The sequence below is a fragment of the Acinetobacter genomosp. 15BJ genome (assembly GCF_000400715.1).
Classification (GTDB): Bacteria; Pseudomonadota; Gammaproteobacteria; order Pseudomonadales; family Moraxellaceae; genus Acinetobacter.
In genome coordinates, this window is record NZ_KE007347.1 from 1,930,519 (window position 1) to 1,955,954 (window position 25,436).

The 25,436-nt window shown below is 41.9% G+C and carries 29 protein-coding genes, 3 tRNA genes and 1 riboswitch; of the genes, 17 read left to right on the forward strand and 15 right to left on the reverse strand.

All coding sequences use genetic code 11. The features are described 5' to 3' along the window. The 10 genes from lolB (at position 1) to F896_RS05245 (ending at position 6,239) form a co-directional block, all read left to right on the forward strand. Positions 1–582 carry a lipoprotein insertase outer membrane protein LolB gene (gene lolB / locus F896_RS05290; protein WP_016164519.1) on the forward strand — a complete coding sequence of 194 codons (582 nt, stop codon included), beginning with the start codon at positions 1–3 and terminating at the stop codon, positions 580–582. A 14-nt stretch (positions 583–596) separates the two neighbouring features. Continuing rightward, entirely contained in the window at positions 597–1,427 is an 831-nt protein-coding gene (gene ispE / locus F896_RS05285; protein ID WP_016164520.1) for a 4-(cytidine 5'-diphospho)-2-C-methyl-D-erythritol kinase, read from the forward strand. Between the two features lies 1 nt (position 1,428). Beyond that, a tRNA-Gln gene (locus F896_RS05280) sits at positions 1,429–1,503 on the forward strand. 18 nt (positions 1,504–1,521) lie between these two features. Then, a tRNA-Gln gene (locus tag F896_RS05275) sits at positions 1,522–1,596 on the forward strand. Positions 1,597–1,680: 84 nt separating this feature from the next. Beyond that, positions 1,681–1,755: transfer RNA gene (locus tag F896_RS05270), tRNA-Gln, on the forward strand. A gap of 37 nt (positions 1,756–1,792) precedes the next feature. Next, positions 1,793–2,746, forward strand: a complete 954-nt coding sequence (locus F896_RS05265; protein ID WP_004804966.1) for a ribose-phosphate pyrophosphokinase — start codon at positions 1,793–1,795, stop codon at positions 2,744–2,746. Positions 2,747–2,843: 97 nt separating this feature from the next. Continuing rightward, positions 2,844–3,140, forward strand: coding sequence for a 50S ribosomal protein L25 (gene rplY, locus F896_RS05260; RefSeq protein WP_004663523.1), 297 nt, complete (start codon positions 2,844–2,846; stop codon positions 3,138–3,140). A 19-nt stretch (positions 3,141–3,159) separates the two neighbouring features. Beyond that, positions 3,160–3,741 (forward strand): aminoacyl-tRNA hydrolase, encoded by a 582-nt coding sequence (gene pth / locus F896_RS05255; RefSeq protein WP_004804964.1) that lies wholly within the window; start codon positions 3,160–3,162, stop codon positions 3,739–3,741. A 139-nt stretch (positions 3,742–3,880) separates the two neighbouring features. Further along, entirely contained in the window at positions 3,881–4,261 is a 381-nt protein-coding gene (panD, locus tag F896_RS05250; protein WP_004655255.1) for an aspartate 1-decarboxylase, read from the forward strand. Positions 4,262–4,448: 187 nt separating this feature from the next. Continuing rightward, a complete protein-coding gene (locus F896_RS05245; protein WP_016164521.1) occupies positions 4,449–6,239 on the forward strand; it encodes a patatin-like phospholipase family protein in 1,791 nt (596 codons plus the stop codon). On the opposite strand, the gene F896_RS05240 is transcribed toward F896_RS05245, so the two are convergent. Both F896_RS05240 and F896_RS05235 read right to left on the reverse strand, forming a co-directional pair. Continuing rightward, a complete protein-coding gene (locus tag F896_RS05240; RefSeq protein ID WP_016164522.1) occupies positions 6,236–7,408 on the reverse strand; it encodes a hypothetical protein in 1,173 nt (390 codons plus the stop codon). The genes F896_RS05245 and F896_RS05240 overlap by 4 nt on opposite strands. A 1-nt stretch (position 7,409) precedes the next feature. Then, positions 7,410–7,634 (reverse strand): hypothetical protein, encoded by a 225-nt coding sequence (locus F896_RS05235; RefSeq protein WP_004804958.1) that lies wholly within the window; start codon positions 7,632–7,634, stop codon positions 7,410–7,412. Between the two features lie 185 nt (positions 7,635–7,819). After that, positions 7,820–7,977, forward strand: a riboswitch (FMN riboswitch). A gap of 98 nt (positions 7,978–8,075) precedes the next feature. Between F896_RS05235 and ribB the strand changes: the two genes are divergently transcribed. Beyond that, positions 8,076–8,735: a 3,4-dihydroxy-2-butanone-4-phosphate synthase gene (gene ribB / locus F896_RS05230; RefSeq protein WP_016164523.1), complete on the forward strand. Its 660-nt coding sequence runs from the start codon at positions 8,076–8,078 to the stop codon at positions 8,733–8,735. A 47-nt stretch (positions 8,736–8,782) separates the two neighbouring features. Here ribB and F896_RS05225 read toward each other — a convergent pair whose 3' ends face one another. Next, complete coding sequence (locus F896_RS05225) at positions 8,783–9,457, reverse strand: HAD-IA family hydrolase (RefSeq protein ID WP_016164524.1); 675 nt, start codon at positions 9,455–9,457, stop codon at positions 8,783–8,785. A 93-nt stretch (positions 9,458–9,550) separates the two neighbouring features. Between F896_RS05225 and F896_RS05220 the strand changes: the two genes are divergently transcribed. Next, complete coding sequence (locus F896_RS05220; RefSeq protein WP_016164525.1) at positions 9,551–10,318, forward strand: hydroxymethylpyrimidine/phosphomethylpyrimidine kinase; 768 nt, start codon at positions 9,551–9,553, stop codon at positions 10,316–10,318. Between the two features lie 79 nt (positions 10,319–10,397). Here F896_RS05220 and lysM read toward each other — a convergent pair whose 3' ends face one another. From lysM to F896_RS05190, 6 genes are all read right to left on the reverse strand, one after another. After that, complete coding sequence (lysM, locus tag F896_RS05215; RefSeq protein WP_004804950.1) at positions 10,398–10,871, reverse strand: peptidoglycan-binding protein LysM; 474 nt, start codon at positions 10,869–10,871, stop codon at positions 10,398–10,400. Positions 10,872–11,077: 206 nt separating this feature from the next. Continuing rightward, entirely contained in the window at positions 11,078–11,314 is a 237-nt protein-coding gene (gene acpP / locus F896_RS05210) for an acyl carrier protein (RefSeq protein ID WP_004655272.1), read from the reverse strand. 86 nt (positions 11,315–11,400) lie between these two features. After that, positions 11,401–12,135 carry a 3-oxoacyl-ACP reductase FabG gene (gene fabG, locus F896_RS05205; protein ID WP_016164526.1) on the reverse strand — a complete coding sequence of 245 codons (735 nt, stop codon included), beginning with the start codon at positions 12,133–12,135 and terminating at the stop codon, positions 11,401–11,403. After that, the gene (gene fabD, locus F896_RS05200) at positions 12,132–13,118 is read right to left on the reverse strand and encodes an ACP S-malonyltransferase (protein ID WP_016164527.1); all 987 of its coding nucleotides are present in this window, start codon (positions 13,116–13,118) and stop codon (positions 12,132–12,134) included. The genes fabG and fabD overlap by 4 nt, the downstream gene beginning before the upstream one ends. Positions 13,119–13,315: 197 nt before the next feature. Continuing rightward, positions 13,316–13,501 (reverse strand): 50S ribosomal protein L32, encoded by a 186-nt coding sequence (rpmF, locus tag F896_RS05195; protein WP_004638135.1) that lies wholly within the window; start codon positions 13,499–13,501, stop codon positions 13,316–13,318. A gap of 74 nt (positions 13,502–13,575) precedes the next feature. After that, the gene (locus tag F896_RS05190; protein ID WP_004804944.1) at positions 13,576–14,136 is read right to left on the reverse strand and encodes a YceD family protein; all 561 of its coding nucleotides are present in this window, start codon (positions 14,134–14,136) and stop codon (positions 13,576–13,578) included. 96 nt (positions 14,137–14,232) lie between these two features. On the opposite strand from F896_RS05190, the gene F896_RS05185 reads away from it, so the two are divergent. Together F896_RS05185 and F896_RS05180 are read left to right on the forward strand one after the other, a co-directional pair. After that, the gene (locus tag F896_RS05185; RefSeq protein ID WP_016164528.1) at positions 14,233–14,895 is read left to right on the forward strand and encodes an elongation factor P hydroxylase; all 663 of its coding nucleotides are present in this window, start codon (positions 14,233–14,235) and stop codon (positions 14,893–14,895) included. An 88-nt stretch (positions 14,896–14,983) separates the two neighbouring features. Continuing rightward, the gene (locus tag F896_RS05180; RefSeq protein ID WP_016164529.1) at positions 14,984–15,601 is read left to right on the forward strand and encodes an L-threonylcarbamoyladenylate synthase; all 618 of its coding nucleotides are present in this window, start codon (positions 14,984–14,986) and stop codon (positions 15,599–15,601) included. 34 nt (positions 15,602–15,635) lie between these two features. Here the strand turns inward: F896_RS05180 and F896_RS21285 are convergent, their stop codons facing one another. Together F896_RS21285 and F896_RS05175 are read right to left on the reverse strand one after the other, a co-directional pair. Beyond that, a complete protein-coding gene (locus F896_RS21285; RefSeq protein ID WP_228130616.1) occupies positions 15,636–16,055 on the reverse strand; it encodes a hypothetical protein in 420 nt (139 codons plus the stop codon). Between the two features lie 95 nt (positions 16,056–16,150). Next, a complete protein-coding gene (locus F896_RS05175) occupies positions 16,151–16,861 on the reverse strand; it encodes a GNAT family N-acetyltransferase (RefSeq protein WP_016164531.1) in 711 nt (236 codons plus the stop codon). A 246-nt stretch (positions 16,862–17,107) separates the two neighbouring features. Between F896_RS05175 and F896_RS05170 the strand changes: the two genes are divergently transcribed. Genes F896_RS05170 through rluB form a run of 3 tightly spaced genes read left to right on the forward strand, consistent with a single transcriptional unit; the run spans position 17,108 to position 19,488 of the window. Further along, positions 17,108–17,902: a segregation and condensation protein A gene (locus F896_RS05170; RefSeq protein ID WP_004804932.1), complete on the forward strand. Its 795-nt coding sequence runs from the start codon at positions 17,108–17,110 to the stop codon at positions 17,900–17,902. Beyond that, a complete protein-coding gene (scpB, locus tag F896_RS05165; protein WP_016164532.1) occupies positions 17,899–18,498 on the forward strand; it encodes an SMC-Scp complex subunit ScpB in 600 nt (199 codons plus the stop codon). The genes F896_RS05170 and scpB overlap by 4 nt, the downstream gene beginning before the upstream one ends. Before the next feature lie 42 nt (positions 18,499–18,540). Next, the gene (gene rluB, locus F896_RS05160; protein WP_016164533.1) at positions 18,541–19,488 is read left to right on the forward strand and encodes a 23S rRNA pseudouridine(2605) synthase RluB; all 948 of its coding nucleotides are present in this window, start codon (positions 18,541–18,543) and stop codon (positions 19,486–19,488) included. A gap of 53 nt (positions 19,489–19,541) precedes the next feature. On the opposite strand, the gene F896_RS05155 is transcribed toward rluB, so the two are convergent. Genes F896_RS05155 through F896_RS05140 form a run of 4 tightly spaced genes read right to left on the reverse strand, consistent with a single transcriptional unit; the run spans position 19,542 to position 25,410 of the window. After that, entirely contained in the window at positions 19,542–21,275 is a 1,734-nt protein-coding gene (locus F896_RS05155; protein ID WP_016164534.1) for an ABC transporter ATP-binding protein, read from the reverse strand. A 12-nt stretch (positions 21,276–21,287) separates the two neighbouring features. After that, the gene (locus tag F896_RS05150) at positions 21,288–22,430 is read right to left on the reverse strand and encodes an ABC transporter permease (RefSeq protein ID WP_016164535.1); all 1,143 of its coding nucleotides are present in this window, start codon (positions 22,428–22,430) and stop codon (positions 21,288–21,290) included. Between the two features lie 10 nt (positions 22,431–22,440). Next, on the reverse strand, positions 22,441–23,379 hold the full coding sequence (locus F896_RS05145) for an ABC transporter permease (protein ID WP_004655290.1): 939 nt from the start codon (positions 23,377–23,379) through the stop codon (positions 22,441–22,443). A 12-nt stretch (positions 23,380–23,391) separates the two neighbouring features. After that, the gene (locus F896_RS05140) at positions 23,392–25,410 is read right to left on the reverse strand and encodes a M3 family metallopeptidase (protein ID WP_016164536.1); all 2,019 of its coding nucleotides are present in this window, start codon (positions 25,408–25,410) and stop codon (positions 23,392–23,394) included. Positions 25,411–25,436 lie beyond the last annotated feature (26 nt).

Sequence of the window (25,436 nt, forward strand, 5' to 3'; positions counted from 1 at the left end):
ATGCGCTTGTTTTCAAAATTATGCATCACCGTTTGTAGTAGTAGCGTTCTATTTTTAACTGGTTGCCAACATTTAAGTCAGCCAAATAAAGTGATTGCATCACCACAAATTCAAGATGAAAATAATTTTAACTTACAAGGTAAAATCGGTGTCCGCACACCACAACAATCAGGCAGTGCTTTTTTCACATGGGTTCAACAACAGGATCAGTTTGATATTGAACTCACAGGAATTTTAGGTGTCGGTAAAACCCAGATCGAAGGTAAACCGGGTGAAGTAACATTAAACAGTGCCAAAACAGGTCTAATTACGGCTGAAACACCTGAAGAATTATTAGAAAAAGCAACCGGTTGGCAAGCACCAATTATGCATCTCGCTTATTGGGTACAAGCTAAACCCGCGACTCAAAATGCACAAGTGAATAAAGATGAAAGTAATCGTCTAAAGCAATTAGTTGAAGATGGCTGGACGGTTGATTTTAGCTATAACGATGCGCAAACCCTTCCCAATAAACTTTTATTGAAGCAAGCACTTGCCGATAACAAAGAAAACCGTATTACAATGGTGATTCAAAACCGATGATTTAGATTGTTTTTATGATTAGAGTGCCTTCCCCTGCTAAATTGAACTTGTTTCTACATATTACAGGTCGTCGTGACAATGGTTATCATGAATTACAGACTATTTTTCAACTGATTGATCTATATGACTGGATGACTTTCGAGCAAAATCCAGAGCAAATCATTCAAATTAAAGGTTTAAGCGAAGTCAAACTCGAACAAAATTTAATCTATCGTGCCGCACAATTATTGCGCCCACATGCAAAAAAACCATGTGGGCTAAATATAAGCATTGAAAAAAATATTCCGATGGGTGCCGGTCTCGGTGGTGGTTCATCCAATGCAGCAACGACATTGATTGTACTGAATCAGCTCTGGCAATGCGGCTTAAATGAACAAAAATTGGCCGAGTATGCTGTGCAGTTAGGTGCAGATGTTCCGATCTTTGTTTTAGGTCGCAATGCATGGGCCGAAGGCATCGGTGAACATTTATCATTCATAGACTTAGCTCAAAAAAAATTCATAATTTTAAAACCTGACTGTTTTATCAGCACTCAACAGCTTTTTTCACAAAAAACATTGACAAGAGATTCTAAGATCACTACATTTTGCGCCTATCAGTTACAACCTTCTAATTTTGGAAATAACTTTGAACCTCTGGCTCGACAGTTATACCCTGAAGTAGATGAAGCAATGCAATATTTAGATCAATTTGGTCTAGCAAAGCTTACAGGTACAGGTGCTTGTGTTTTTACTGAAGTAACCGATGAAATGGATATAGAGCAAATTTTGCAAAACGCGCCTTGTAAAGCTTACTTGGTCAACAGTTTAACAGAATCACCTCTAAGACATTTTAAAGTTACCTGATAGGGGCGTCGCCAAGTGGTAAGGCACCGGGTTTTGATCTCGGCATCCGTTGGTTCGAATCCAGCCGCCCCTGCCATTACATAATATCGAATTTAGGGGCGTCGCCAAGTGGTAAGGCACCGGGTTTTGATCTCGGCATCCGTTGGTTCGAATCCAGCCGCCCCTGCCATATCTTAGACAGACTTGTTTTATATTGATATTTGCTCAAATATATTGACATTATCTTTTAAAACCTTTAAAGTTCTGCCGCATTAGGGGCGTCGCCAAGTGGTAAGGCACCGGGTTTTGATCTCGGCATCCGTTGGTTCGAATCCAGCCGCCCCTGCCATCCAAATTCATTATAAGCCAACCGCCAAGGGTGCTTCATGCCCAATCTTGTCGTTTTTAGTGGAAGTGCTCATCCACATTTCGCTCAAAAAGTCGTAAGCCATTTACATATTCCTTTAGGTGCTGCTTCTGTAAGCAAGTTCTCTGATGGTGAAATTTCAGTTGAAATTACTGAGAATGTTCGTGGTAAAGACGTTTTTGTCGTCCAATCTACTTGTGCCCCTACCAATGATAACCTGATGGAAATCTTGGTGATGGCTGATGCTTTGCGTCGTGCAAGTGCTGGTCGTATCACTGCAGTCATTCCTTACTTTGGTTATGCTCGCCAAGATCGTCGTCCACGCTCTGCTCGTGTACCGATTACTGCGAAAGTTGTTGCAGACATGCTTACAACTGTTGGTATTGACCGTGTAGTAATGATTGACTTGCACGCAGACCAAATTCAAGGTTTCTTCGATATCCCAGTTGATAACATCTATGGTACGCCAGCGTTACTCGCTGACCTACGCCAGCAACAACATCACAATCTTGTGGTTGTTTCACCTGACGTTGGTGGTGTGGTTCGTGCCCGTGCTGTTGCTAAACAAATGGGTGATATCGATTTAGCTATCATTGATAAACGTCGTCAAAAAGCAAATGAATCACAAGTGATGCATTTAATTGGTGATGTTAAAGATCGCGACTGTGTGATCGTCGATGACATGGTAGATACAGCAGGTACGCTTTGCAAAGCGGCCGATGCACTCAAACAATTTGGTGCTCGTCGTGTTGTTGCTTATGCAACTCACCCTGTTTTATCTGGCAAAGCCATTGATAACCTTCGTAACTCTGTCATTGATGAACTTGTTGTTACTGACACAATTCCTCTTTCAGATGAAGCACTAAGCTTAGGTAAAATTCGCCAAGTTTCTGTTGCTAGCATGGTTGCTGAAACAATTCGTCGTATCAATAACGAAGAATCTATTAGCGCAATGTTCGATAGTTATCTATAATAGCCCAGCTTTTTTTCTTAAACCCTAGCTCGCTAGGGTTTTTCTATCACTAAACTGGTCGCAAGTTTAGTTACTCAAACTCAATGAGGATATGCCCATGGCAAACTTCGTATTAAACGCTCAAGCACGTGAAGTAGCACAACAAGGGAAAGGTTCGAGCCGCCGCCTTCGCCACGCTGCTCAAATCCCAGCAATCATCTATGGTGGTAGCGCTGAGCCTGTAGCCGTTACTTTAGAGCTTCGTGAAATCGTTAAAGCTTTAGAAAACAACGCTTTCTTCGAAGAAGTTATCGAAATCAAAATCGGTGACAAAGTTGAAAACGTTAAAATCCAAGCGTTACAGCGCCACCCTGCTAAAAACACGCCTATGCACGCTGACTTCAAACGCGCATAAGTGTTAAAGGCGTAAATTAGTGTCAAATATTTCGCTAATTGTTGGTTTGGGTAATCCTGGAAAGGAATATGCCCAAACCCGCCATAATGCAGGTTTCTGGTTCGTTGAACAGCTTGCAGATCGTTATGGCATTTCTTTAAAAGCTGATCCAAAGTTCCATGGATACAGTGGTCGTGGCCAAATCGAAGGTCATGATGTCCGTTTATTACTTCCTACCACTTTTATGAACCGTTCTGGTCAAAGTGTTGTCCCTTTCGCTAAATTTTATCAAGTTGCACCTGAAGCAATCCTGATTGCGCATGATGAACTGGATATGAATCCTGGCATTATTCGTTTAAAAACAGGTGGCGGACATGGTGGGCACAATGGTCTCCGCGATATCGTCCCGCATATCGGGGCTAATTTCCATCGTCTACGTATTGGAATTGGACATCCGGGTGCCAAAGAACGTGTTTCTGGTCATGTGCTTGGTAAAGCGCCTAGCAGTGAACAAGGCTTAATGGATGCAGCCATTGACCATGCCCTCTCTCAAGTGAAAATGCTTGTTGATGGACAAGTGTCACAGGCAATGAATCAAATTAACGCTTACAAACCCGCTTAAACTGAATTGTTGATCAATCCCGCTTGCCATATTGCATTTTTAAGCGCAAAATGCGCATCAAACCGCCTATAGCCCGCGGAAAACGTGACAAGTCAACCATAAGATAATCATCTTAGGTCTTACTCAGGAGACGCTAGCCATGCTATCTCGTTTATTAAAATGTAAAATTCACCGTGCAGTTGTGACTCATGCAGAGCTTCATTATGAAGGTTCTTGTGCAATTGATGGCGTATTAATGGACTTAGCAGGGATTCGTGAATACGAAGAAATCCACGTATGGAACGTCACTAACGGCAAACGTTTCACCACCTATGCAATCCGTGGTGAAGATGACTCAGGTATTATTTCAGTGAATGGTGGCGCAGCCCATCAAGCTGATGTTGGTGATTTAGTGATTATTGCGACTTTCGGTGACTTTACCGAAGTAGAAGCCAATCTTCACAAACCACGTTTAGTTTATGCAAACCCAGACAATACAGTGAATCACACTGCAAACTGTATTCCTGTACAAATTGCATAAGCCCTATAAAGATTCTCAAAAAGCCAGTCAATATGAACTGGCTTTTTTATTGCACGAACACAGCCCGTTCATACTCTGAGGAAAATACAAAAACACTGAGAAATAAAGCCAAGTTTTACGCAAGCAAACTTGTAAAATAGCATCAAAATTTGTTCAATAAAAAGACAATAACGATAATTTGAACAATATGGATATTACTCACCTTCTTAGTAAAGTTAGTCTCTTTGCTGACTCAGACCACAGCACCCTAGAAAGCTTGGTGCCTCACTGTCATATTCGTCATTTACAAACAGGACAGCAGCTTTATTGTGCACATGATATTGCCGATTATGTGTATATCGTTGCTTATGGTCGGGTCAAACTTACTACTTCGTCAGGCTTACTGACTTATTTTGGTCGCCACGATATTGTTGGTGAAACAGGCGTCATTTCCAATCAACCTCATCAAGGTACAGTCAATGCAGTCCGTGACACTGCTCTACTCGGTATTCCACAACAACAATTTCTAGATTTTATTCACCAACACCCCAAAGTGTTATTTGCTTTATCTCGACTCATCATTCACCGCTCCCAACCCGAATTGCAACATTGTCATGCGATGGGACACAGTCGCACACTTTCAGTGATTCCTGTATCCGCGCATATTCCTGCCACACATCTGGCAGAAAAACTGACCGAGCACTTACAACGATGGCCTCAAGTTCGTTTAGTCACTGCGGCACATATTGATGCCTTGTTTGGTTCAGGATTTAGTCAAACCCCATTAGACTACAGTAGTGAGGATTTAAAACTGCGCCAATGGTTGGCCAATTTAGAAGAAAAACACTGTTACGTACTCTACGCTGCAGATAGCAGTGATGATGAGTGGTCGAAACGCTGTTTACATCAAGCTGATCGAATATTGATTTTGGCCGAGGCCAACCAAACACCCACTCAAACCAGACTATCAAATGTACTGAATCAGCATGATTGGCAAAGTCCGATTGAATTGGTTTTACTTCGTTCTGAAGGAGACCCATCTCCGCATACATTAATTTGGAAACAGCTCTATCATGCCCGTGCCCACTACTTTATTCACCCATGGGCACAGGCTGATATATGTGCCGTCGCTCGTCAGATCTCTAGCCAAGGCGTTGGCTTGGTGCTTGGTGGTGGTGGTGCACGTGGCTTTGCACATATCGGTTTAATTCGTGCGCTTGAACAACTACATATCCCGATTGATATTGTTGGGGGCACCAGTATGGGGGCATTTGTGGCAGCGCTGGTCGCCTGTGGTTTTGATAGTGTGGAAATGACCCATATTGCTTATGAAACCTTTGTCGCACGTAATTATCTCAATGATTACACCATGCCGCGCGTTTCACTGATTCGTGGGCAACGTTTTCATACCCGATTACAGGCCATCTTTGGAAGTCGCAGAATTGAGGAGCTCAGACAGACCTATTACTGTATTTCGACCAATCTCACTACAGGTCAAGCCGTGATTCACGATCAAGGTGAACTCGCGACTTGGGTGGGCACCAGCATGAGTGTGCCTGGTGTTGCTCCACCTGTCGCTTGGCATGAAAACCTGCTCTGTGATGGCGGTGTAATAAACAACCTCCCCACAGATGTTATGCAAAACTTAGAAAGAGGCACCATTATTGCCAGCAATGTCAGCTTGCATGATGATATTCGAGTCCCAGGAATTGGTTTAGAAGAACCAGATCAAAGTGCATTATTGAACTGGAATAAAATCATCAAAGATAAGCTTCTACATGCACCACGTCTGGCAGAGATTTTAATGCGTACCGCTACCCTTGCGAGTGATACCATGATACAAACAGCGGCAATTGAACGCGCCAATTTACATATCCGTATGCCAATTGAAGGTATTGGTATGTTTGACTGGCATAAATTAGATGAACTAATCGAACGTGGCTATGAGCATGCCCTAGAAACCTTATTGCCAATTCGAGAAACGTTGCCAAGTGCTTAAGCCGAATGAATCTGATAACGGTCCAATAGGCCATCTAAATATTGATAGGTTTCTGGGTCTAACTGCTGCATATAACCATCTAGAATACGATGACATAGCTGCTGCTTGTCGATTGGCATACGTCGCATAATGTCGAAAGTAACTTCCCATTGTGAGCGTAGTAATGATGCATAGGCAATATGATGCAGGACTTGCTCATCGATTTGGGCAATCGCCGTGGCAACAACCTCCCTTGCCTCATCTTGCATATAATTCACAATAACCAGCATATCCGTCCATAAATCACAACGATCAGCCGCCTCTACAATACTCCGAATAATCTCTACACGTCTTAATGTCGGTAAATTAGCAACAAAGCTCTGTGCTTGTGCCGACAAACAAGCCACTACAGGCAACATATCTTCCCACAATTGATCTTCCTGTGTAGCTTGAATAATCGCATTCACGACGGATTCCCCTTGCTGAACAGCCAAATCACCAAGCTCCTGCTTAAGTCCATAACTGATATAGCTCATTAAAGCCAAAACTTTAGGCCAGACCAGCCGCTGGGCTGGATCACCCACAATCAATAAGGCTTGCTCGATGCGCTGCTTAGGCAAAACATGGACTAAATGATCGATTTGCTCACGGGACTCAATATAAAAAGCAATTTCCAATAGATCGCTTTCACTTTCAACGACCTGTGCAACATCTTGTAAAACGGTATCAGATAACATACTCACAAAACGACCAATCGTCACAAAGTCCCGCTGCTCTAATAGAACTTTAGTAATGTCGGTAATTTGATGTGTAGTGAGATAGCCAAGTAATTCTCTTGCCAGTCGAGGATCTAAATAAACAGCAATTGCAGCTATGGTTTTTGCAGGTAAATGCTTCGCTATTCGATAAGAGTTTTCTGTAGATAAATACACTGCAATCTGGGCGACAATAAATGGTTCTAAAAAGTGTTTAACCATGAAAATACTCACCCAACGTGGTAACCAACTCACCCATGCTGCTAGATAACGGAAACGCTTTTTCTGACGATTTTGTAGTCGCTCTAATATCGCAAACCGAAACTGTCTAAGGTTTTCAGGGGCCAAAGACTGCATAAACTCTAATTCTTGCTCTGATACCTGCAAAATGCGAGCAAGCTTAATCAGCTCTGCCTGTACTGCCAATCGAGTCATGCTATTCCCTCATTTTATTTTTTCGAAACAGCCAACGAAGAAAAAAAGGTGTTTGGTACACACTACGATTCATTTTCTGATCTTCATTTTTGATGGCCTGTTGTAATTGTTGATTGAGCCAAGCCAAATCATGATTAGAGAGTTGTGAAAATGGCTGAAGGCTCATCACAGGCCGACGTAATTGTTGTGCCAATCGTTCTAATTCTGTCTTATCTGCTTGCTCCATTTATCGACTCCTTAAATTATTGTTGTTTTATCTTTCGAGTGTATGCTCAATTTAAATCCATTGCCAGTTTCACAGATCGATAGAAAAACTTGAGCTACTTCTCAGCAATTTTTTTCACTTTTATAGAACGATTCATTCTTTAAAAAGTTGCCTTTTCTCATAAAAATCCGACTATAATCGAAGCACATCGCTTCAGGGCGGGGTGAAATTCCCCACCGGTGGTAAGTTAGGCATTGCGATCAAATGACCTAATCAGCCCACGAGCCTGTATATATTTTTATATACTCGCAGATTTGGTGAGAGACCAAAGCCGACGGTATAGTCCGGATGAAAGAAGACGAAACCACTGAAACACGCTTTTTGCGTTGTTTTTGTGCACGCTTATTTTTTACATCAGTCCTGAAATGTTCAACCGTATCCTATTTACGAGAGCGTTTCATTATGTCAAGTTTAATCCAACCCGAAATTTTCTTTTCAGCCCTTTCCCCTGCTGAACAACGTATTCAACAAGCTTTAGAAGATATCCGCCAAGGCAAACCTGTATTGGTGATGGATGATTTTGATCGTGAAAATGAAGCTGACCTGATTATTGCTGCTGAAACATTAACTGTCGAAACCATGGCACAAATGATTCGTGATGGTTCAGGTATTGTTTGCTTATGCTTAACAGAAGCCTTGGCTGATCATTTAGAACTTCCACCTATGGTAGTCGACAATTCCAGCCAATTTAAAACAGCATTTACCATAACGATTGAAGCGGCACAAGGCGTGACCACAGGCGTGTCTGCCAAAGACCGTGTCACCACTGTTTTGGCTGCAACCAAAGAAGGTGCTGTGGCGAGTGATCTCAGTCGTCCAGGTCATGTATTCCCTTTACGTGCACGCGATGGTGGTGTTTTAAGCCGTCGTGGTCATACTGAAGGAACGATTGATTTGGCGCGTTTGGCAGGTTTAAAGCCATCTGGAGTGCTGTGTGAGTTGACCAATCCTGATGGCTCAATGGGTTCAGGTATTCAAGTGCTTGCTTATGCACAAACCCACAGCTTAACCGTGATCAGCATCGAAGAACTGGTGCAATACCGCTTAAAACATAATGTCTGATTAGATATAAAAAAGCCTCGAATTATCGAGGCTTTTTACAATTCGTTTTATGAAACTTTCCGCTCTATATTGAGCTCATTAACGCATTCTATTAATGCACTAAATTGCGAAATTTGGGTCACTGGTTGCGCCTGAGCCAGCTCTTCTGCTGTTCCATAACCATAACTCACAGCAATGGTTTCAATCCCATTGGCACGGGCACCGATAATGTCGTATTGACGATCACCCACCATAATACATTGCTGTGCATCTAACTGCTGTTGTTCAAGAATATAAGCGATTAAATCCGCCTTGTTGGTTCTCTCGCCAGTCAATTCACTGCCGTACATTTCGGTGAAATACTGGGCTAGATCAAAATGAATCAAAATTTGTTTCGCATAAACCGTAGGTTTTGCTGTCGCCAAAAATAAAGCATAGCCTTGCGATTGCAATTGTTGCAATGTCTCAGCGACTGAAGGATACACTTCATTTTCAAATAAGCCTGTCACCGAGAAACGTTCACGATAAGCCTGTAATGCCTGCTCAGCCAGATCATCATCTTGAGTATTGAGTAATTTTGCGAGAGATGCTTTAAGTGGCGGCCCAATGGTCCAGTCCAGATCGAACTCATCAGCTAGGGGCTGGCCTAATTTTTCTAGCGCAAAATGAATTGAACCATGAATTCCAGTTTTAGGATCGGTTAAGGTTCCATCTAAATCGATGAGAATATTTTTGATCGTCATTCGTTCAATCTCTTGCAGCCTTACACAACAGAGTCGAGAGTTTCTCGAAACTTCCCTATACTACCGTAGATTGAAGAATAAAAGGAAATTGCAGTGCGTCCGACCGTACTTTGTTTTTCAGGGCTAGATCCATCTGGTGGTGCTGGCTTACAAGCAGATATTGAAGCAATTGGACAAAGTGGTGCGCATGCAGCCATTGCATGTACCGCGCTGACGATTCAAAACTCACAGCAAGTGTTTGGTTTTGAAGCAACTCCAAAAGCATTACTACTCGCGCAAGCAAATGCGGTGGTGGGTGATTTACCAATTAAATGTGTAAAGTCAGGCATGTTAGGTACGACCGAAAATATTGCTGCATTAGCCGAGTTTTTACGAGAACATCCAGATTATTTATATGTCCTAGATCCCGTTTTAGTGGCAAATAGCGGTGGTTCACTGGGTGACCAAGCGACATTAGTCAAGGCCTTTGTTGAGCTGATTCCATTGGCAACGGTGATTACACCTAATACTGTTGAGTTAAGAGCCTTAACTGGTCTGGATGATATTGAACAGGCCACACAAAAATTGTTTGAAATGGGTGCAAAAGCAGTATTGGTCAAAGGTGGGCATGAAGATACGCCTGATCATATCCGCAATGTGCTCTATGCTGATGGCAAAATGCTTGCGGAAAGCCGTTGCCCTCGTTTAGAAGGCCAATACCATGGTTCAGGTTGTTCATTGGCTAGCTTTATTGCTGGACGTTTGGCACTTGGTGATTCTTTAAAAATTGCGGTTCAACATGCAGAAACATGGTTATTTGGGGTGTTAAAACATGCTGAAACACCTGTGCCGAATGGGCAAAAGATTCCAAAACGCTTTTAAGCTGTTTAGAAAAACTATTATTTTCAAAAAATGATCAAATAAAAAAGGCGCATCTTGCGCCTTTTTTAGTATCCACAGATTATTGTGGAATACGGAGTACTTGACCAGGGAAAATGTCATCTGCATTTTTAAGTAATGGACGATTTGCTTCAAAAATTTTATTGTATTGGTTTGGATCACCATAATATTCTTTTGAAATCTTCGACAAATTGTCTCCTGATTTCACGGTATAGAATTTACTTTCTGGCTCAGGTGTTTCCACGGTAAGTTGATCGTCAACTTGCGCCACATGATCAATATTTCCGACAGCAAGTACAATCTTTTCTTTATCTGCTTGGGTTTTAACCTGCCCTTTAATCGTTGCTGTATCGGTATTACCATTATATGTGACCGATAAACCATCAATCGGAAGACCTAAACTTTTAATCAAACCTAATAATTTATTCGCAATCTCTTGAGCTGATGGTTCAGCTGGCGTTGCTGGTGCAGCTTGCGGTTCAGCTGGTGCTGTATTTTTCTTACCAATACCTTTAACAAAATCAAAAAGACCCATTGTTATTTCCTCTGTAATTATTAATGCATAATAGTCAAAATAGACTTACATCTAGTTATACAGAAAAAATAAAACACTCGAGTTTCAATTTAACGCGGTCTTGTAAATATATGTATATTCGTTAGAACTTAATGAAAAACATTCTGTTGCAAAACATACAAACATAAAAAAGCCACCTTGCGGTGGCTTTTGATCATGCAAGATGATTAACCAAGTTTCTTAGTTACGTAATCGATTGCAGATTGAACAGTTGTAATTTCATTTGAATCTTCATCTGGAATCGTGATGTCAAAATCATTTTCAAAAGACATTACAAGTTCAACCAAATCTAAAGAGTCAGCACCTAAGTCATCCATGAAAGATGCTTCGTTTTTAATCTCTTCAGCACGCATACCTAATTGTTCAGCTACTGCTTGTTTGATGCGTTGTTCGATATCGCTCACAGGAATTCTCCTCATTGCTTGTGGCGTTTTAATTTGCCACTAGTTTAATTGAATATAAGATTTTTTAAAAGTTTATACATCGCCACTTAGGCCATGTATAGACCACCATTTACGTGTAAAACTGTACCAGTAATGTAACTAGCCTTATCGCTCGCCAAGAAACTCACTGCATTTGCAATATCTTGAGGTTCACCTAGACGATTTAAAGCTACTTGATCAGTCATTTTTTTACGAATATCTTCGCTTAACTGATCAGTCATTTCAGTGGCAATGAAACCAGGTGCAACACTGTTCACTGTAATCTGACGACTACCCATCTCTTTGGCTAAGCTACGACTGAATGCTTCAATCCCTGCTTTTGCTGCCGAGTAGTTCGCTTGCCCAGGGTTGGCAAAATGTGCAACCACTGAACTAATATTAATAATGCGGCCAAAACGTGCTTTGGTCATGCCTTTCAATACACGCTTAGACAAACGATAAACCGCTTTTAGATGAATATTGAGAATATCGTCCCAATCATCTTCGGACATACGCAGCAGCAAGTTGTCTTTGGTAATGCCTGCATTGTTGACCAATACCAACACTGACCCATATTTTTGCTCGATGTCTGAAACCAGTGCATCAATCGCTTCGCCATTGCGAACATCAAGTACAGCGCCTGTCCCATGTTCAGCAAAGCTTTCTGTCAGCTTTTGCGCACCTGCATCAGAAGTTGCGGTACCAACCACAAAAAAACCGTCTTGAATGAGTTGCTGTGCAATTGCTGCGCCAATACCTCGGCTTGCTCCTGTCACTAACGCAACTTTTCGTTGTTGTGTCATGCAATTTTTCCTTCTGCCACTAACACTGCGTTTAGGGCATCTTCCATACGTGCTTTGCTATCAAGGGCAAATGCTTTTTCTATATTTGGTAATCGCTTAGCAAGATTACTCAGTACCGTACCCGGGCCACATTCAACCACGTACTGGATACCCTGATCTTGCAGATATTGCATCGTACGCGTCCATTGTACTGATTGGTACAATTGAGCCGTTAAAGCCTGACGTAATTGAGCAACATCTGTCGCGATTTCCGCGTTGACATTTTGTATTACAGGAAGGCATGGTAGCTCAATGGCAGTTTGTTCCAAAGCTTCGGCAAACTTTTCCGCCGCTGGTTTCATTAATGTGCAATGAGATGGTACAGAAACAGGCAATGCAATTGCTTTACCTGATTGTTCTTTTGCTTCTGCCATCACCTGCTGAACCAATGCTGTACTACCAGCGATTACGACTTGGCCTTGCGCATTATAATTTGCAGCTTCAACTGAACCTTGACCTGTAGCAGAGGCATTTTGACAAAGCTCAACCACTTTCTCATCAGCCAAACCGAGAATTGCAGCCATTGCACCTTCACCTGAAGGAACAGCACTCTGCATCAGTTTGCCACGTAAATGAACCAGTTTAACTGCATCAGCCAAGCTCATTGCTTCCGCTGCAACAAGCGCACTGTATTCTCCCAAAGAGTGTCCAGCCAAGTATTTCGGCACAATACCACCCAGCTCTAACCATACACGCCATAGCGCGATACTTGCAGTCAGTAATACGGGTTGTGTATTTTCAGTTTGGTCCAAGCCTTCACCCGTTTGGGCAATCTGCCAAAGGTCAAAACCTAGTGCAGCTGATGCCTCAGCAAATGTATCTTGAATGACACTAAACTGCTCTGCAAGTTCAGCCAGCATACCTGCTTTTTGAGAACCCTGACCAGGAAAAACAAATGCTGTTTTTGTTGCTTGAGCAGCCTGCTCAAGTCGTTTAGTCGACATATAAAAATCCTTAAATTAGTCTACCGCCAATTTTATCAATACTCATAATTCTACATGAGAATGACAATAGACTCTTTAGCGATGCGGCAATTTAACACTGATTAATTCTTTTTATAATTGCGAAAAACAACAAAAAAGGGAGCTTTCGCTCCCATTTTTTCTATACTTTAAGCTAACGCTTAATGCATATAGTTCAATTATTCAGCATCAGCTGCTTTAGCGAATAATTGACGACCACGGTAAATACCGTCTTTAGTCACATGGTGACGACGATGAGTTTCACCAGTAGTTTGGTCTACAGATAATGCATTCTCGGTTAAAGCGTCATGTGAACGGCGCATGTCACGGCGAGAGCGACTTTTACGGTTTTGCTGAACGGCCATGATGGCTCCTTACAAAGATCGAAAAAATGGATCAGAACAAATTCAGTTGTCTTAACTCAACATTATAACATAAATTATGAGTTAAGTTTACCCTTCAGACCTGCCAAAACATCAAACGGGTTATCCCGTTTCTCTTCGACAACATCTGGAGTGGCAGGTTGATGCTTATGCTCACAAGCATCATGCTTAGGAGATAAAGGCATCAACAATAACAGCTCATCTTCTAATAGTGCGAGCAAATCTATCACTGCAGGTGCATCAAAATCACCTTTTTTTGAAGATTCACTTTCACCTAGAACGATGAAATCAGCATCCTCATCCAATCGCTCTATCAGTGACTCATCATCAATCAAAGCTAAATGAAAGTCTGAAACCAATTCAATTTCAACGGCTTCCAAACAACGTTGGCACACCATTGGAACTTTTGCTTCAGTATGTCCATCTAACCATACAATACGATGATAGATATCCATTGATAGCTTACAGTCTATGTTGATCAATTGATCATCAATTGAACCAACAGCTTCTCGAGCAATACGAGCAAAGCGAGACAATGGCAGTGTTCCTGACCATGTAAAGCCCTGTTCAGCCCATTTAAATGGCTCGATTTGGCTTGGAAAAGTATTTGCTGACATAATTAAGGCGGCAATTCTACAAATTCATCGGTACTCTGTCAAAGATTAAGATACAATTTTGTACTTCTTTAGACAGAACTCGGGGTAAATTAAGCAATGTACCTGTTGCAGCCGCAACTTGAAGTAACATCTTCATTACTTGTTAGCACCCATTCAACCTCTGTTCCTGTGTTAGCGCTAGATCAAGTGCAACGTTCATCTTGGCAAAAGTTAACAACAGAACCAGAACAGGTCGATTGGCTTATTTTACACTTTAATCACTGGTTTTCCCACCATAATGTCACACTTGTTAAAGGTGATTTTGAACCAGAATATTTCCCAGCCACTTCTGAGCAGCCTGCAAAGATCCAATTTGCCCATGGTTTCTTCAATAGTGCCCTACATGAAATCAGCCATTGGAGCATTGCTGGCGAGCAACGCCGCCTACTTTCCGACCTTGGCTATTGGTATGCGCCTGATGGACGAAGTTCAGAACAACAAGCCCTGTTTGAGCAAGTTGAAATTAAACCTCAAGCCATAGAATGGCTATTTGCGACTGCCTTTGGTCGGAAATTTCGTGTGTCACTGGATAACTTAACAGGCGATGGCGGTAATGGAGATCAATTTAAAGATCATGTCTTTGCGCAAGTACAACGTTATTTTTCTGGGGAAGCAAAATTACCCTGCGATGCCGCACATTTCATTCATTACATTTGCGTGTCTACCCGCAATGGAACACCATTACAACTCGATGAATTTAAACGTGAATACCTTGATTAAATGACAAAATTATCACATCTAAGACTTGCAACATGCCCCTAACAAGTTTCATACTGAATTTAGCCGTATAAATCAGGGAGTTAAAATAATGTTGCATTTACATATTCATCCTGAAAATCCACAGGCTCGCTTAATTACACAAGCAGTAGAACGTATTCGTGCTGGTGATGTTGTGGTCTATCCAACAGATGCTGCGTACGCGATTGGTTGTCAAATTGGAAATAAGAGCGCAATGGAACGGATTGCACAAATTCGTGGTCTGGGACCAAAGCACCAGTATGCGATTATGTGTTGTGATTTATCCGATATTGCGACTTATGCCAAAGTCGATAACGCGATGTATCGTCTATTAAAAAATAATACGCCAGCGGTTACGACTTTTATTTTGCCAGCGACCAGCGAAGTACCAAAACGTTTAATGCATCCGAAGAAAAAAACCATTGGGTTGCGTATTCCAAGCAATCCTGTTGCACAAGCCTTATTACAAGAACTCGGTGAGCCACTGTTAACCAGTACCTTGATTTTGCCTGATCAAAAAGATCCGCTGGATGATCCATTTGATATTGAAAACCAGTTAGGCAAACGCATAGATGTATTTATCGACAGCGGCTTCGGTACCTTATCCACCACCAGTATTATTGACCTATCTGGAGAAAATCCTGAAATCGTGCGTCGTGGTGTCGGTGATGTCAGTGCTTTTGAATAAGTACTGACATTTATTATTTTTTTATAGCTACACATTAAGCATACGGAAAGTTGGGGCATTCAGCCAAAATTTGGTTTGCACTTTGTATTTTTTGATCAAAACCATTAAAAACATCAATCTGAAATGAAACCCTATCCTCAATGAGTAAACCATATACCTTTGATCTTGTACCTTGTTTAAGATTCTGAAAAATTTTAAGAACGGCACAGTTTTGCTGTTGAAGTTGCGTAGTGCTAACACCAATATTGTCTTTATAATCTATGAGTTTCATTGTCACAAGAATTTGAGGATAAAGATTAGTCGCCTGCATATCCACTCCCAATTCAGCTGCTGCAGGCTTCGAATGATGATTAATGCCATTTACAATCATTCTGCCCAAATATTGTCTTAATAGTTCTTTTTGAACGGAAGGGTTATTCCAGATAACAAAACTACCCGTCAAAACAATAATCAAGATCAACCCGAGGCCTACAATTATGTTTCTTTTCATTTAAGTGATATACCGCAATAGTGCTCGTTAAAATGACGGATAACAATCTAGATTTATATTTAAAAAAAATCTGATAAACGCTGCTTCTGAAAACCTTGCGCATCAAAATTATCAGGACTGAGCCATTGTTGATAGATTTTTTCTAAATCAGGCCATTCTTCATCAATGATTGAAAACCATGCGGTATTACGGTTATGCCCTTTAGTCATCCGATCTTGACGAAATAAACCTTCATACTGAAAACCAAAACGTAAGGCTGCGGCTTTAGACGGTGCATTACAATCATCACATTTCCACTCTATACGCCTAAAGCCATGAGCAAAGCATCGTTGTAACAGTAAAAAGATTACCTCCGTTGAGGCTTTGGACTTTTTCATTCGATGGGAAAAGTAAACATTGCCTATTTCGATCGCGCCCTGTTCCAGCCTTGGATTTAACAAAGCAATCCAACCTTGGAGCTCGCCATCAATTTCAATTAAAAAATGAGTTGAGCCTATAAAACCAAATAGATTTTGCAAATCCTGTTTTAACAAAAATTGGCTTTGCGGTGCTGCATAAGGCAAATACGTCCAACAGGCCGCATCCTTTTCCGTTGCAACAGCATCCCAAATTTGATTCGCAGCCTGATCAGAGATTTCACCAGCAATGTGAATCAATTTGACGTATTGCCCATCTAAATTAGTTTTAATCAGTTGGTTGGGTTGATGATCGATGGCAAAGCCGACAGTTTGCCCAAACTGGTTCTGTTGTGTTTTTAAATAATGTTTCATGATGATTTATAATTGAAAGAAAGAATGATTTTCGTTGCTAATTTAAGCATAACTTTTTTCTATGGCCTATGTAATCTTGCATAAATACAGAAAATACCCTGAGAACTTTAAGGTTTTTGTAAGTAGGTAATTTATTAAATTGGCAATTTCGATTAGAATAGACCTGCTCTTGGTAGCATGTGCCTCTCTTTGCACAAAAAATTATATCTTTCATGCTTTTGAAAATTCGCGTGGCTTATAACGGTAATGAACCAAATTCTCCCCCAAACTTTGGAGTCCACTCCTTCCATTCGCGTGCTTGACGAGTGGCAAGAAGTCATACCTGAAGATTTATATATACCGCCTGCCGCGTTTGAAATTTTACTGGAACAATTTGAAGGTCCGTTAGACTTTCTGATTTACCTGATTCAAAAAAATGGCTTTGATTTATTACAGGTCGATATTTCTCCGATTGCAACTCAATATCTGTCCTATATGGATAGTATGAAATCGCTGAATATTGAACTCACGGCTGATTATATGGTCATGGCAGCATTACTTGCAGATTTGAAATCGCGTTTACTGCTCCCGAAACCAGTCGCTGTTGATCAATTTGAAAAAGATCCAAAACAAGAGTTAATTGATCGTTTAGAAACCTATCTACGTATAAAGCAAGCTGCGGAACGATTGGGACAGATGCCAATCTTCGAACGCGACACCTTTAGTGCTAACGTGAGTATTGGTCATATTGCTCCTATTTATGAAGGCTATGATGTTGAAGCCTTACATGATGCTTTATTTTGCGTATTCAACCGCCCTGAACCCATCACCCATGTGGTGGCACAAGAGCCTGTATTATTGGAAGAACGTATTGCCTTTATTGAAAGCCAACTTGCGTCAGGTGAGGCATTGAGTTTTATTGAATTATTAAATCCCATGCAAGGTCGTATGGGCATGGTGGTCACTTTTATGGCGGTGCTTGAACTAACACGTCAGCAAAGAATTCAGATTATCCATACAGGCATTGAAGCTCCTTTAACCATTCAAGGAGTTGCTGCATGAGTTTAGATCAATTTGAGCAGAATGAAGGTATGTCGTTTGAGGACATTCATCATGAGGTTTTATTACAACTTGAAGCGATTTTATTCGCCAGTGACTCACCAGTCTCTCTTGCACGTCTAAAAGAAGCCTTTCAAAACCAATATAATAAGCAGCAATTACGCACATTTTTACAACAACTGGCGATGTTACAGCATGGCCGTTCAATCGAATTAATTGAAACGGTGCAAGGTTTTCGCTTTCAAGTACGTGCAAAATATCGAAATGTTATTGCACAAGTTTGGCCAGAGCGCCCAACCAAGTTGTCACCCTCATTACTCGAAACTGTCGCCGTGATTGCTTACCATCAACCAGTCACACGTGCCGATATTGAGCAGATTCGTGGTGTATCCAACAATAGCCAGAATTTAAGAACGCTTTTTGACTGGAACTGGATTAAAGAATCTGGTTTCAGAGATTTACCTGGAAGACCTGCGTTGTTAGTCACAACGCCCCAATTTTTAAATGCATTTGGTTTAGCTTCGCTAGGTCAATTGCCTCCCCTACAGAACGCCAAGGAAGCATTCATGACACTCGACGCACATGCGCCGAAGTCCTGAGAAAGGTGAACTGTTGATCATTATGTCTAAGGTTGTGCTGTCATGAGTGAAAAATTACAAAAGGTTTTAGCGAGAGTCGGGTTAGGCTCGCGTCGCTATATGGAGGAAGTCATTGCTGCTGGTCGTGTCAGCATCAATGGTCAGATTGCCCAAGTTGGCGAACGTATCGAACCAGGTGATGAACTTCGTATCGATGGTCGTAAAGTACAATTCCAAATTGAAGATGAAATTCGCCGTCGCGTATTAATTTACTATAAACCAGAAGGTGAAATCTGTTCACGTAATGACCCTGAAAAGCGTCCTACGGTATTTGATCATTTACCTCAAATTGCCAATGACCGTTGGGTCATGGTAGGTCGTCTGGATATTAACAGTACTGGCTTATTGTTATTCACCAATGATGGTGAACTTGCCAACCGTTTAATGCACCCTTCAAACGAAGTTGAGCGTGAATATGCCGTTCGCGTGATGGGCGAAGTAACCCCACAAATTCGCAATAACATGCTGAAAGGTGTTGAGCTTGAAGATGGTCCAGCCAAGTTTGAATCATTTTCAGAAATTGGTGGCGATGGTATTAACCGTTGGTATCAAGTGGTTGTTAAAGAAGGTCGTAACCGCGAAGTTCGTCGTATCTTTGAATCACAAAGCTTGAAAGTTAGCCGCTTATTACGTACTCGTTACGGCACGGTCATTTTACCACGTGAGTTACGTACGGGTCGTTGGATGGAATTGGATAAAAGCGATATCGATAACTTGGCAAAATCAGTTGAGTTAAAACCACGTCAAGGTACAGGTTTATTCGGTATGGCAAAACGTCGTACTGAACGTATGTCTGAAAAGCCGATGGCGGCACGTCGTGGTGGTTACTTACGTCAGCAACGTCGTGATGATGAGCAACAAGATCAGTCACAACAACGCCCAAGCGGTAATAGCAACAATAGCAATAGCCGTAAAACCATTGGTTTTAATAAAGGTTTTAAGAAGTTCTAATTCTTATTCCTGAAAAGAAAAAACGCTCTGATTAGAGCGTTTTTTATTGGTTTTTAACTATGCTGCACAATACCTTGCGGAATCGCATTCAGCAGCTTTTTGGTATATTCATGCTGTGGATGTAAATACAGTTCGTCCGAGTTCGCAATTTCAACTAATTCGCCATGGTTCATGACCATGACTTGATCAGAAATGTATTTCACGACAGATAAGTCATGCGAAATAAAAATATAACTCAGGCCAAACTCGTCCTGTAAATCCTGCAACAAATTCAGTACCTGTGCCTGTACCGAAACATCCAGTGCAGAAACGGACTCATCGCAGATTAAAATTTCAGGTTTTAAGGTTAAACAACGTGCGATCGCTATCCGCTGTCGTTGACCACCTGAAAACTCATGTGGGTAACGGTCATAGGCTTGCACAGGTAAACTGACGCGTTCTAACAGCTCCAATGCCATCTTTTTACGCTCAGCATCATTCTGGCCTATACCATGAATCCGCATTGGTTCCAATAAAATCTGCCCGATGGTAAAGCGTGGATTGAGTGAAGCATAAGGGTTCTGAAAAATGATTTGAATTTTGCGTTGGTACTGACAAAACTCTTTCTCACTCATCGCCAGAATATCTTTACCACCAATCAAGGCTTGCCCGCCTGTGGCTTCATGCAAGCGCATCAATAGCAAACCAATAGTAGTTTTACCTGAACCCGACTCGCCAACTAGTCCCAAGGTTTTACCTTTCGCCAATTGAAAAGAGACGCCTTTAACCGCTTGAAATTCGTCTTGTCCCCACAAGCCCTTACGGCTATAAAACGATTTTTTCAGGCCTTTGACCTCTAAAACAATTTGTTCTTCGCCAGTCAGACCACGGACACGTTGTTTCAGGTTTAAATCAGACAAATTGGTGGCTTCGATCAGTTGTCCATTTTCGTCTTGCTGCATAAAATCACTGGTCACAGGCAAACGGTATGGGCGAGTCGAGAGCTGTGGACGACAATGCAGCAAAGCGCGGGTATACACATCTTTTGGTTGCTCCAGCACCTGTTCAACAGGGCCACTTTCCCGAATCTCACCATGACGCATCACAATCACTTCATCTGCGATTTCACCCACCAAGGCTAAATCATGGGTAATAAACAGCATCGACATTTCATGACGTTGTCGTAATGACTCTAATAAATCAATGATTTGCTTTTGGATAGTGACATCTAAAGCCGTGGTCGGCTCATCCGCAATCAATAACTTCGGTTCACAGGCAATCGCCATCGCAATCATAACCCGTTGTTGTTGCCCACCTGAAAGCTGACTCGGATAAGCATCAATCTTGGTTTCTGGCGCAGGAATACCAACTTCTTTTAGCAACTCAAGTACCCGTACTCTGGCCTGCTTACGCCCCATGCCTAAATGGATACATAACACTTCAGCAATTTGATCTCCCACTGTAAAGACAGGATTCAACGAGGACATCGGCTCCTGAAAAATCATGGCAATATCCTTACCACAAATTTTCCGAATCTCTTTGGCCGATAAGTTGAGTAAGTCTTTACCTTCAAAGCAAATTTGACTCTGTTCAGCAATTTGGCTTTGCCCTTTTGGCAACAGCCCCATCACTGCTAAGGAAGTAACCGATTTACCACTGCCCGACTCCCCAACCAGCGCTACGGTTTTATTTTTAGGAATCGAAAACGAAATCCCTTTGACTGTTTCGATCCACTGCTTATTTTCACCCTTAAAGCTGACACGAAGATCATCGACACGTAATAGCGTTGTTTCATTCTGATATTGCATTTTGTCTCTCCGTTATTTCAACTTAGGATCTAAAGCATCACGTAAGGCATCGGTAAACATCGAAAATGCAGTGACTAACACAGCCATTGCAATAGATGCAGCAGCCAATTGCCACCACTTACCTAAGATCAGCTCACTTTGCGCTTCATTCAACATACTGCCCCAAGACACCACGCCAACAGGAACACCAAAACCAAGGAAGCTCAGAATGACTTCAGATTTAATGAATGACACCACCAAAATCGAAATCTGTACCAAGGCGATATGACTCACGTTTGGAAAGATATGCACAAACATACGGCGTAGATGACTCACTCCAATGGCTTTGGCTGCAAGGACATACTCACGCGATTTATGTTTCATATATTCGGCACGAATTAAACGGAATACCCCGGTCCAACCGGTTAAACCCAAGATCAGGACAATCGACAGAATGCCTTTTTGTTGTAGTACTGCCGCAATGGCCAATACCAATAACAGATAAGGAATCGAGGTAAAAATGTTATAGAACCAGTTCAGAACATCATCGACCCAGCCACCAAAATAGCCTGCAATTGCACCCAAAAAAGTACCAATCACCACTGCCAATAATGCCGACAATAAACCGACCAGAATTGAGGTTTCAGCCCCTTTAATGGTTTTTAACAACACATCTTGTCCCCACTTATCCGCCCCAAAAGGCAAAGTGGTTTTGAGCTCTTGTTTTTGATCGAGTAAATGCCCATCGAGTTGTTGATCAATCTGTTGCATATCCTCAGCCAAAGGATCAACCACGCCATAATTATCAATGACTGAACCACCTTGCTGTTCAGCCTGAATCTCGGCATTGAGCTGCTGAATCACATCTTTCAAGGGATCGACTGGATTTTCAGGCAAAGCGGCTGTGGTTTCACTATTGGATTTAATTTGATCTGACTCTGTATCTGCGCCTAAAAAGGTCGGTGGTGCATAACTGACTGCAACTTCTTTATTCCAGCTAGAGGCAATTACCCCTGTCATCGATAAAGCGAGCAGGATGAAATAAAATAATACGACCAAAAAAGATACCACGGCGATTCGATCTGACTTCAATCGATTCAAGGCCAAATGCCACAATCCTGTTGACGCAGAAGATTCATTTGAGGAGGCTTTGCCTTTAAAAATTGTACTGAGCATCGTCATCCTCCTATTTCAACTGTACACGAGGATCGAGGAGCTTATAAATCAGATCGGCGATCAAGTTAAAAATCATGGTGACCGCAGCGATATATACGGTGATGGCTTTAATCACAGGAAAATCACTGCGTTCAACCGCAATAATAATTTCCCGACCAATTCCCGGAATACCAAAGAAACGTTCAATCAAAAATGCACCAATGAGTAAGGCTGGCAGGCTGGCCATCACTTCTGTGACAATTGGAATCGAAGCATTCCGCAATACATGCACACCCAGTACCCGAGACTCACCTACGCCTTTGGCACGCGCAGTCCGCACATAATCTTGGTTAATTTCATCGAGGACAAAGCTTCGATATAAACGTAGCGTTGGAGCAATACTCACCACCAACATGATTAAGATTGGCAACAAAGCATAATGGAATAAATTTTGACTAAAACTATCACTCCAGCCTTGTACGGGGAACCAACTTAACTGATAGGCCAAAACATATTGAAAAACGATGATATACACCAAGATACTGATCGACATACCAATGGTACACAGCATCATCACCATACGATCGGTCAATGAACCACGAACAGATGCAACCGCCAATGCCAAGATGATTGAGATCACAGTTTGTAAAATCGTGAGTGGAATCAATAAAGTCAGTGATGGGCCTAATCGGGTCAGAATAATCTGTGAGACAGATTCGCCTGTACTCCAGCTGGCACCATAATCAAAAGTCAGAATCTGTTTAATAAAAATCCAGAGTTGCACATAATAAGGTTGATCGACCCCCAACTGTTTACGGATGTTTTCAATTTGCTCGGGGTTGGACATTTTCCCTGCCAAAATATATGCAGGATCGCCCCCCACCCAGTTAAACAAGAAGAAAATCAGCAAAATGACACCCAACATGGTCGGGATCATTTGCCATAGTCTACGCACGACATAAGCAAGCATAATGGCAAATCCTTATTTGACCCGTTGACCTGTAATTTCATTAAAGAAGGCTTTGTTATCTGGCTCTCTGCCTAAGAAGTCTTTGACCAGTTGCGCTGCATTCTTTTGACTGCCTTGTGACAAAATCGCTTGACGGTAGCGCTGCCCCACTTCTGGATTATTTAAGTTATCGCCAAAAGCGGACAACATATCTAAGGCTAGGACTTCAGACCACATATAGCCATAATAGCCCGCTTGATAACCCATCAAATGGCCAAATTGTCCAGGAAACTCGGTGTTCGGTACATAGCCCAATGCCGTTGCCGATTCCATTTTTTTCCAGACATCCATCGGCTGTACTTTCAGTGCATCTGCCCCGTGTAAAGCCATGTCATATTGTGCATATAGGGTTTGACGTGCATAACGTAAACCACGCCCATAATTGTGTACTGATTTAAGACGCTCGATCAATGCATCGTCTACGCGTGGACAAGCAGGATCACAATAATCGGCTACTTTCGATAAGGTTTCTTTACGACGCGCCCACTCTTCATACATTTGTGATGGTGCTTCGACAAAGTCGCGCTCTACCGATGTACCCGACTGACCTGAATAGCGGGTTTTCGATAAAATGCCATGTAGGGCATGACCAAACTCATGTACAAAGGTTTCCAGCTCATCACTATTTAAACCTTTGCGGTTAAAGTTAGTGACCAACACTGAAATTGGTTTACGCTTGCTCAGTGTACTGCCGCCATATACACCCCAGACCGCTGCATGCCCATACTTGCCTTCACGTGGGAATTTATCCATGTATAGGCCACCAAGGACTTCACCTGTTTTTTTGTCAGTGACATCGTAATACTCCACCTCGTCTTGCCAAGCATCAACTTTGGCAGGTTTAAACTCGATTCCATAAAGATCAGATGAAATCGAAAATAACCACTTTTGTGCGGCTAAGGTTGGGAAATAATCACGCAGTTTTTCTTGATCAATCTGGTATTTTTCTTTACGGAGTTTTTCACTCCAATAGTTCACATTCCAACGGTTAATTTCAGCTTTTTCTAAAGTTGTGTTCAAAGTTTTGGCTTTAAAAGCACGGAGTTCTTCCACTTCTTTTTGCTCAAGTGGTGCAACAACTTTGTGTACATCGGCCAAGAAGGTGTTAACCGTTTTTGGCGTTTTCGCCATGCGTTTCTTTAGCGCCCAATCAGCATAGCTTGGCTGACCAAACAACTGCGCCAATTCATAGCGTAAGTCGATAATCTGTTTAAGCAAGACTAAATTCTTTTCTGTACCACGACGTGTAAATGCGGTTTGATAACGTTTGCGTGCATCATCACTGTCGGCCAACTCCATAAACGGTTGGTACTCTGGATATTCAAAACCTAATAAATAATTGCCTTTGTCATTTTTCTTTAGACCTGAAATATAACTCTCAGGCAAGCCTTTTAGCTCGGCAGGCGTAAATTCTAATTTTTCTGGGTTATCTCGAATATTGCGAGAGAATTCTTGTGAAAGCTTGGTGAGCTCATCAAAAATAGTTTTGACCCGTGCTCTTTTTGCAGCTGGGAGCTGTACCCCTGTATCTTCAAAGGCATCGAGAATATCTTGGCGGTACTTGGTATCAATTGCATCGTTGGCTTTGGTGTTTTTAAAACGTTGATACAACTTCGGGTTCTGATAAATTTCGGTTTGTAGTTGATTGAGTTTGACTTCACAATCTTCAGCCGCTTGGCGTAATTTAGCATCTGGATCAACATTACTATATAAGCTAATCGGCCCAGCAAAGTCTTCGAAAGTTGCCATTAACTGATCCCACTCCGCCAAGACAGGAGCGGCATCAGATTGAGGTTTAATACTTTGTTTTTCCAGTTGAGAAATACGCTGCTTTAACGTCTGTAAATTAGCATCACACCATTGTGCGCTTTCACTGGTTTTTAAAATCGGTAACGTGATTCTTGTATTTTCAGCCCAAATGCCTTGACTCATCCCCGTGACCGCCATCGATAACAGTCCCAGTGTCGACAACTTCAATATTCTTTTCGCCATGCGCTTTCTCCAATTTAATCTGTTTG

Coding starts and splice junctions, on each gene's coding strand:
- F896_RS05180 (WP_016164529.1), top strand. CDS start 14,984: ATGTTGCATTTACATATTCATCCTGAAAATCCACAGGCTCGCTTAATT.
- fabG (WP_016164526.1), bottom strand. CDS start 12,135: ATGACACAACAACGAAAAGTTGCGTTAGTGACAGGAGCAAGCCGAGGT.
- F896_RS05240 (WP_016164522.1), bottom strand. CDS start 7,408: ATGACTCGATTGGCAGTACAGGCAGAGCTGATTAAGCTTGCTCGCATT.
- fabD (WP_016164527.1), bottom strand. CDS start 13,118: ATGTCGACTAAACGACTTGAGCAGGCTGCTCAAGCAACAAAAACAGCA.
- scpB (WP_016164532.1), top strand. CDS start 17,899: ATGAGTTTAGATCAATTTGAGCAGAATGAAGGTATGTCGTTTGAGGAC.
- lysM (WP_004804950.1), bottom strand. CDS start 10,871: ATGGGTCTTTTTGATTTTGTTAAAGGTATTGGTAAGAAAAATACAGCA.
- F896_RS05265 (WP_004804966.1), top strand. CDS start 1,793: ATGCCCAATCTTGTCGTTTTTAGTGGAAGTGCTCATCCACATTTCGCT.
- panD (WP_004655255.1), top strand. CDS start 3,881: ATGCTATCTCGTTTATTAAAATGTAAAATTCACCGTGCAGTTGTGACT.
- F896_RS05225 (WP_016164524.1), bottom strand. CDS start 9,457: ATGACGATCAAAAATATTCTCATCGATTTAGATGGAACCTTAACCGAT.
- F896_RS05245 (WP_016164521.1), top strand. CDS start 4,449: ATGGATATTACTCACCTTCTTAGTAAAGTTAGTCTCTTTGCTGACTCA.
- F896_RS05175 (WP_016164531.1), bottom strand. CDS start 16,861: ATGAAACATTATTTAAAAACACAACAGAACCAGTTTGGGCAAACTGTC.
- ribB (WP_016164523.1), top strand. CDS start 8,076: ATGTCAAGTTTAATCCAACCCGAAATTTTCTTTTCAGCCCTTTCCCCT.
- F896_RS05190 (WP_004804944.1), bottom strand. CDS start 14,136: ATGTCAGCAAATACTTTTCCAAGCCAAATCGAGCCATTTAAATGGGCT.
- F896_RS05140 (WP_016164536.1), bottom strand. CDS start 25,410: ATGGCGAAAAGAATATTGAAGTTGTCGACACTGGGACTGTTATCGATG.
- ispE (WP_016164520.1), top strand. CDS start 597: ATGATTAGAGTGCCTTCCCCTGCTAAATTGAACTTGTTTCTACATATT.
- F896_RS05145 (WP_004655290.1), bottom strand. CDS start 23,379: ATGCTTGCTTATGTCGTGCGTAGACTATGGCAAATGATCCCGACCATG.
- F896_RS05150 (WP_016164535.1), bottom strand. CDS start 22,430: ATGCTCAGTACAATTTTTAAAGGCAAAGCCTCCTCAAATGAATCTTCT.
- F896_RS05235 (WP_004804958.1), bottom strand. CDS start 7,634: ATGGAGCAAGCAGATAAGACAGAATTAGAACGATTGGCACAACAATTA.
- F896_RS05155 (WP_016164534.1), bottom strand. CDS start 21,275: ATGCAATATCAGAATGAAACAACGCTATTACGTGTCGATGATCTTCGT.
- lolB (WP_016164519.1), top strand. CDS start 1: ATGCGCTTGTTTTCAAAATTATGCATCACCGTTTGTAGTAGTAGCGTT.
- F896_RS05185 (WP_016164528.1), top strand. CDS start 14,233: ATGTACCTGTTGCAGCCGCAACTTGAAGTAACATCTTCATTACTTGTT.
- F896_RS05170 (WP_004804932.1), top strand. CDS start 17,108: ATGAACCAAATTCTCCCCCAAACTTTGGAGTCCACTCCTTCCATTCGC.
- rplY (WP_004663523.1), top strand. CDS start 2,844: ATGGCAAACTTCGTATTAAACGCTCAAGCACGTGAAGTAGCACAACAA.
- rluB (WP_016164533.1), top strand. CDS start 18,541: ATGAGTGAAAAATTACAAAAGGTTTTAGCGAGAGTCGGGTTAGGCTCG.
- rpmF (WP_004638135.1), bottom strand. CDS start 13,501: ATGGCCGTTCAGCAAAACCGTAAAAGTCGCTCTCGCCGTGACATGCGC.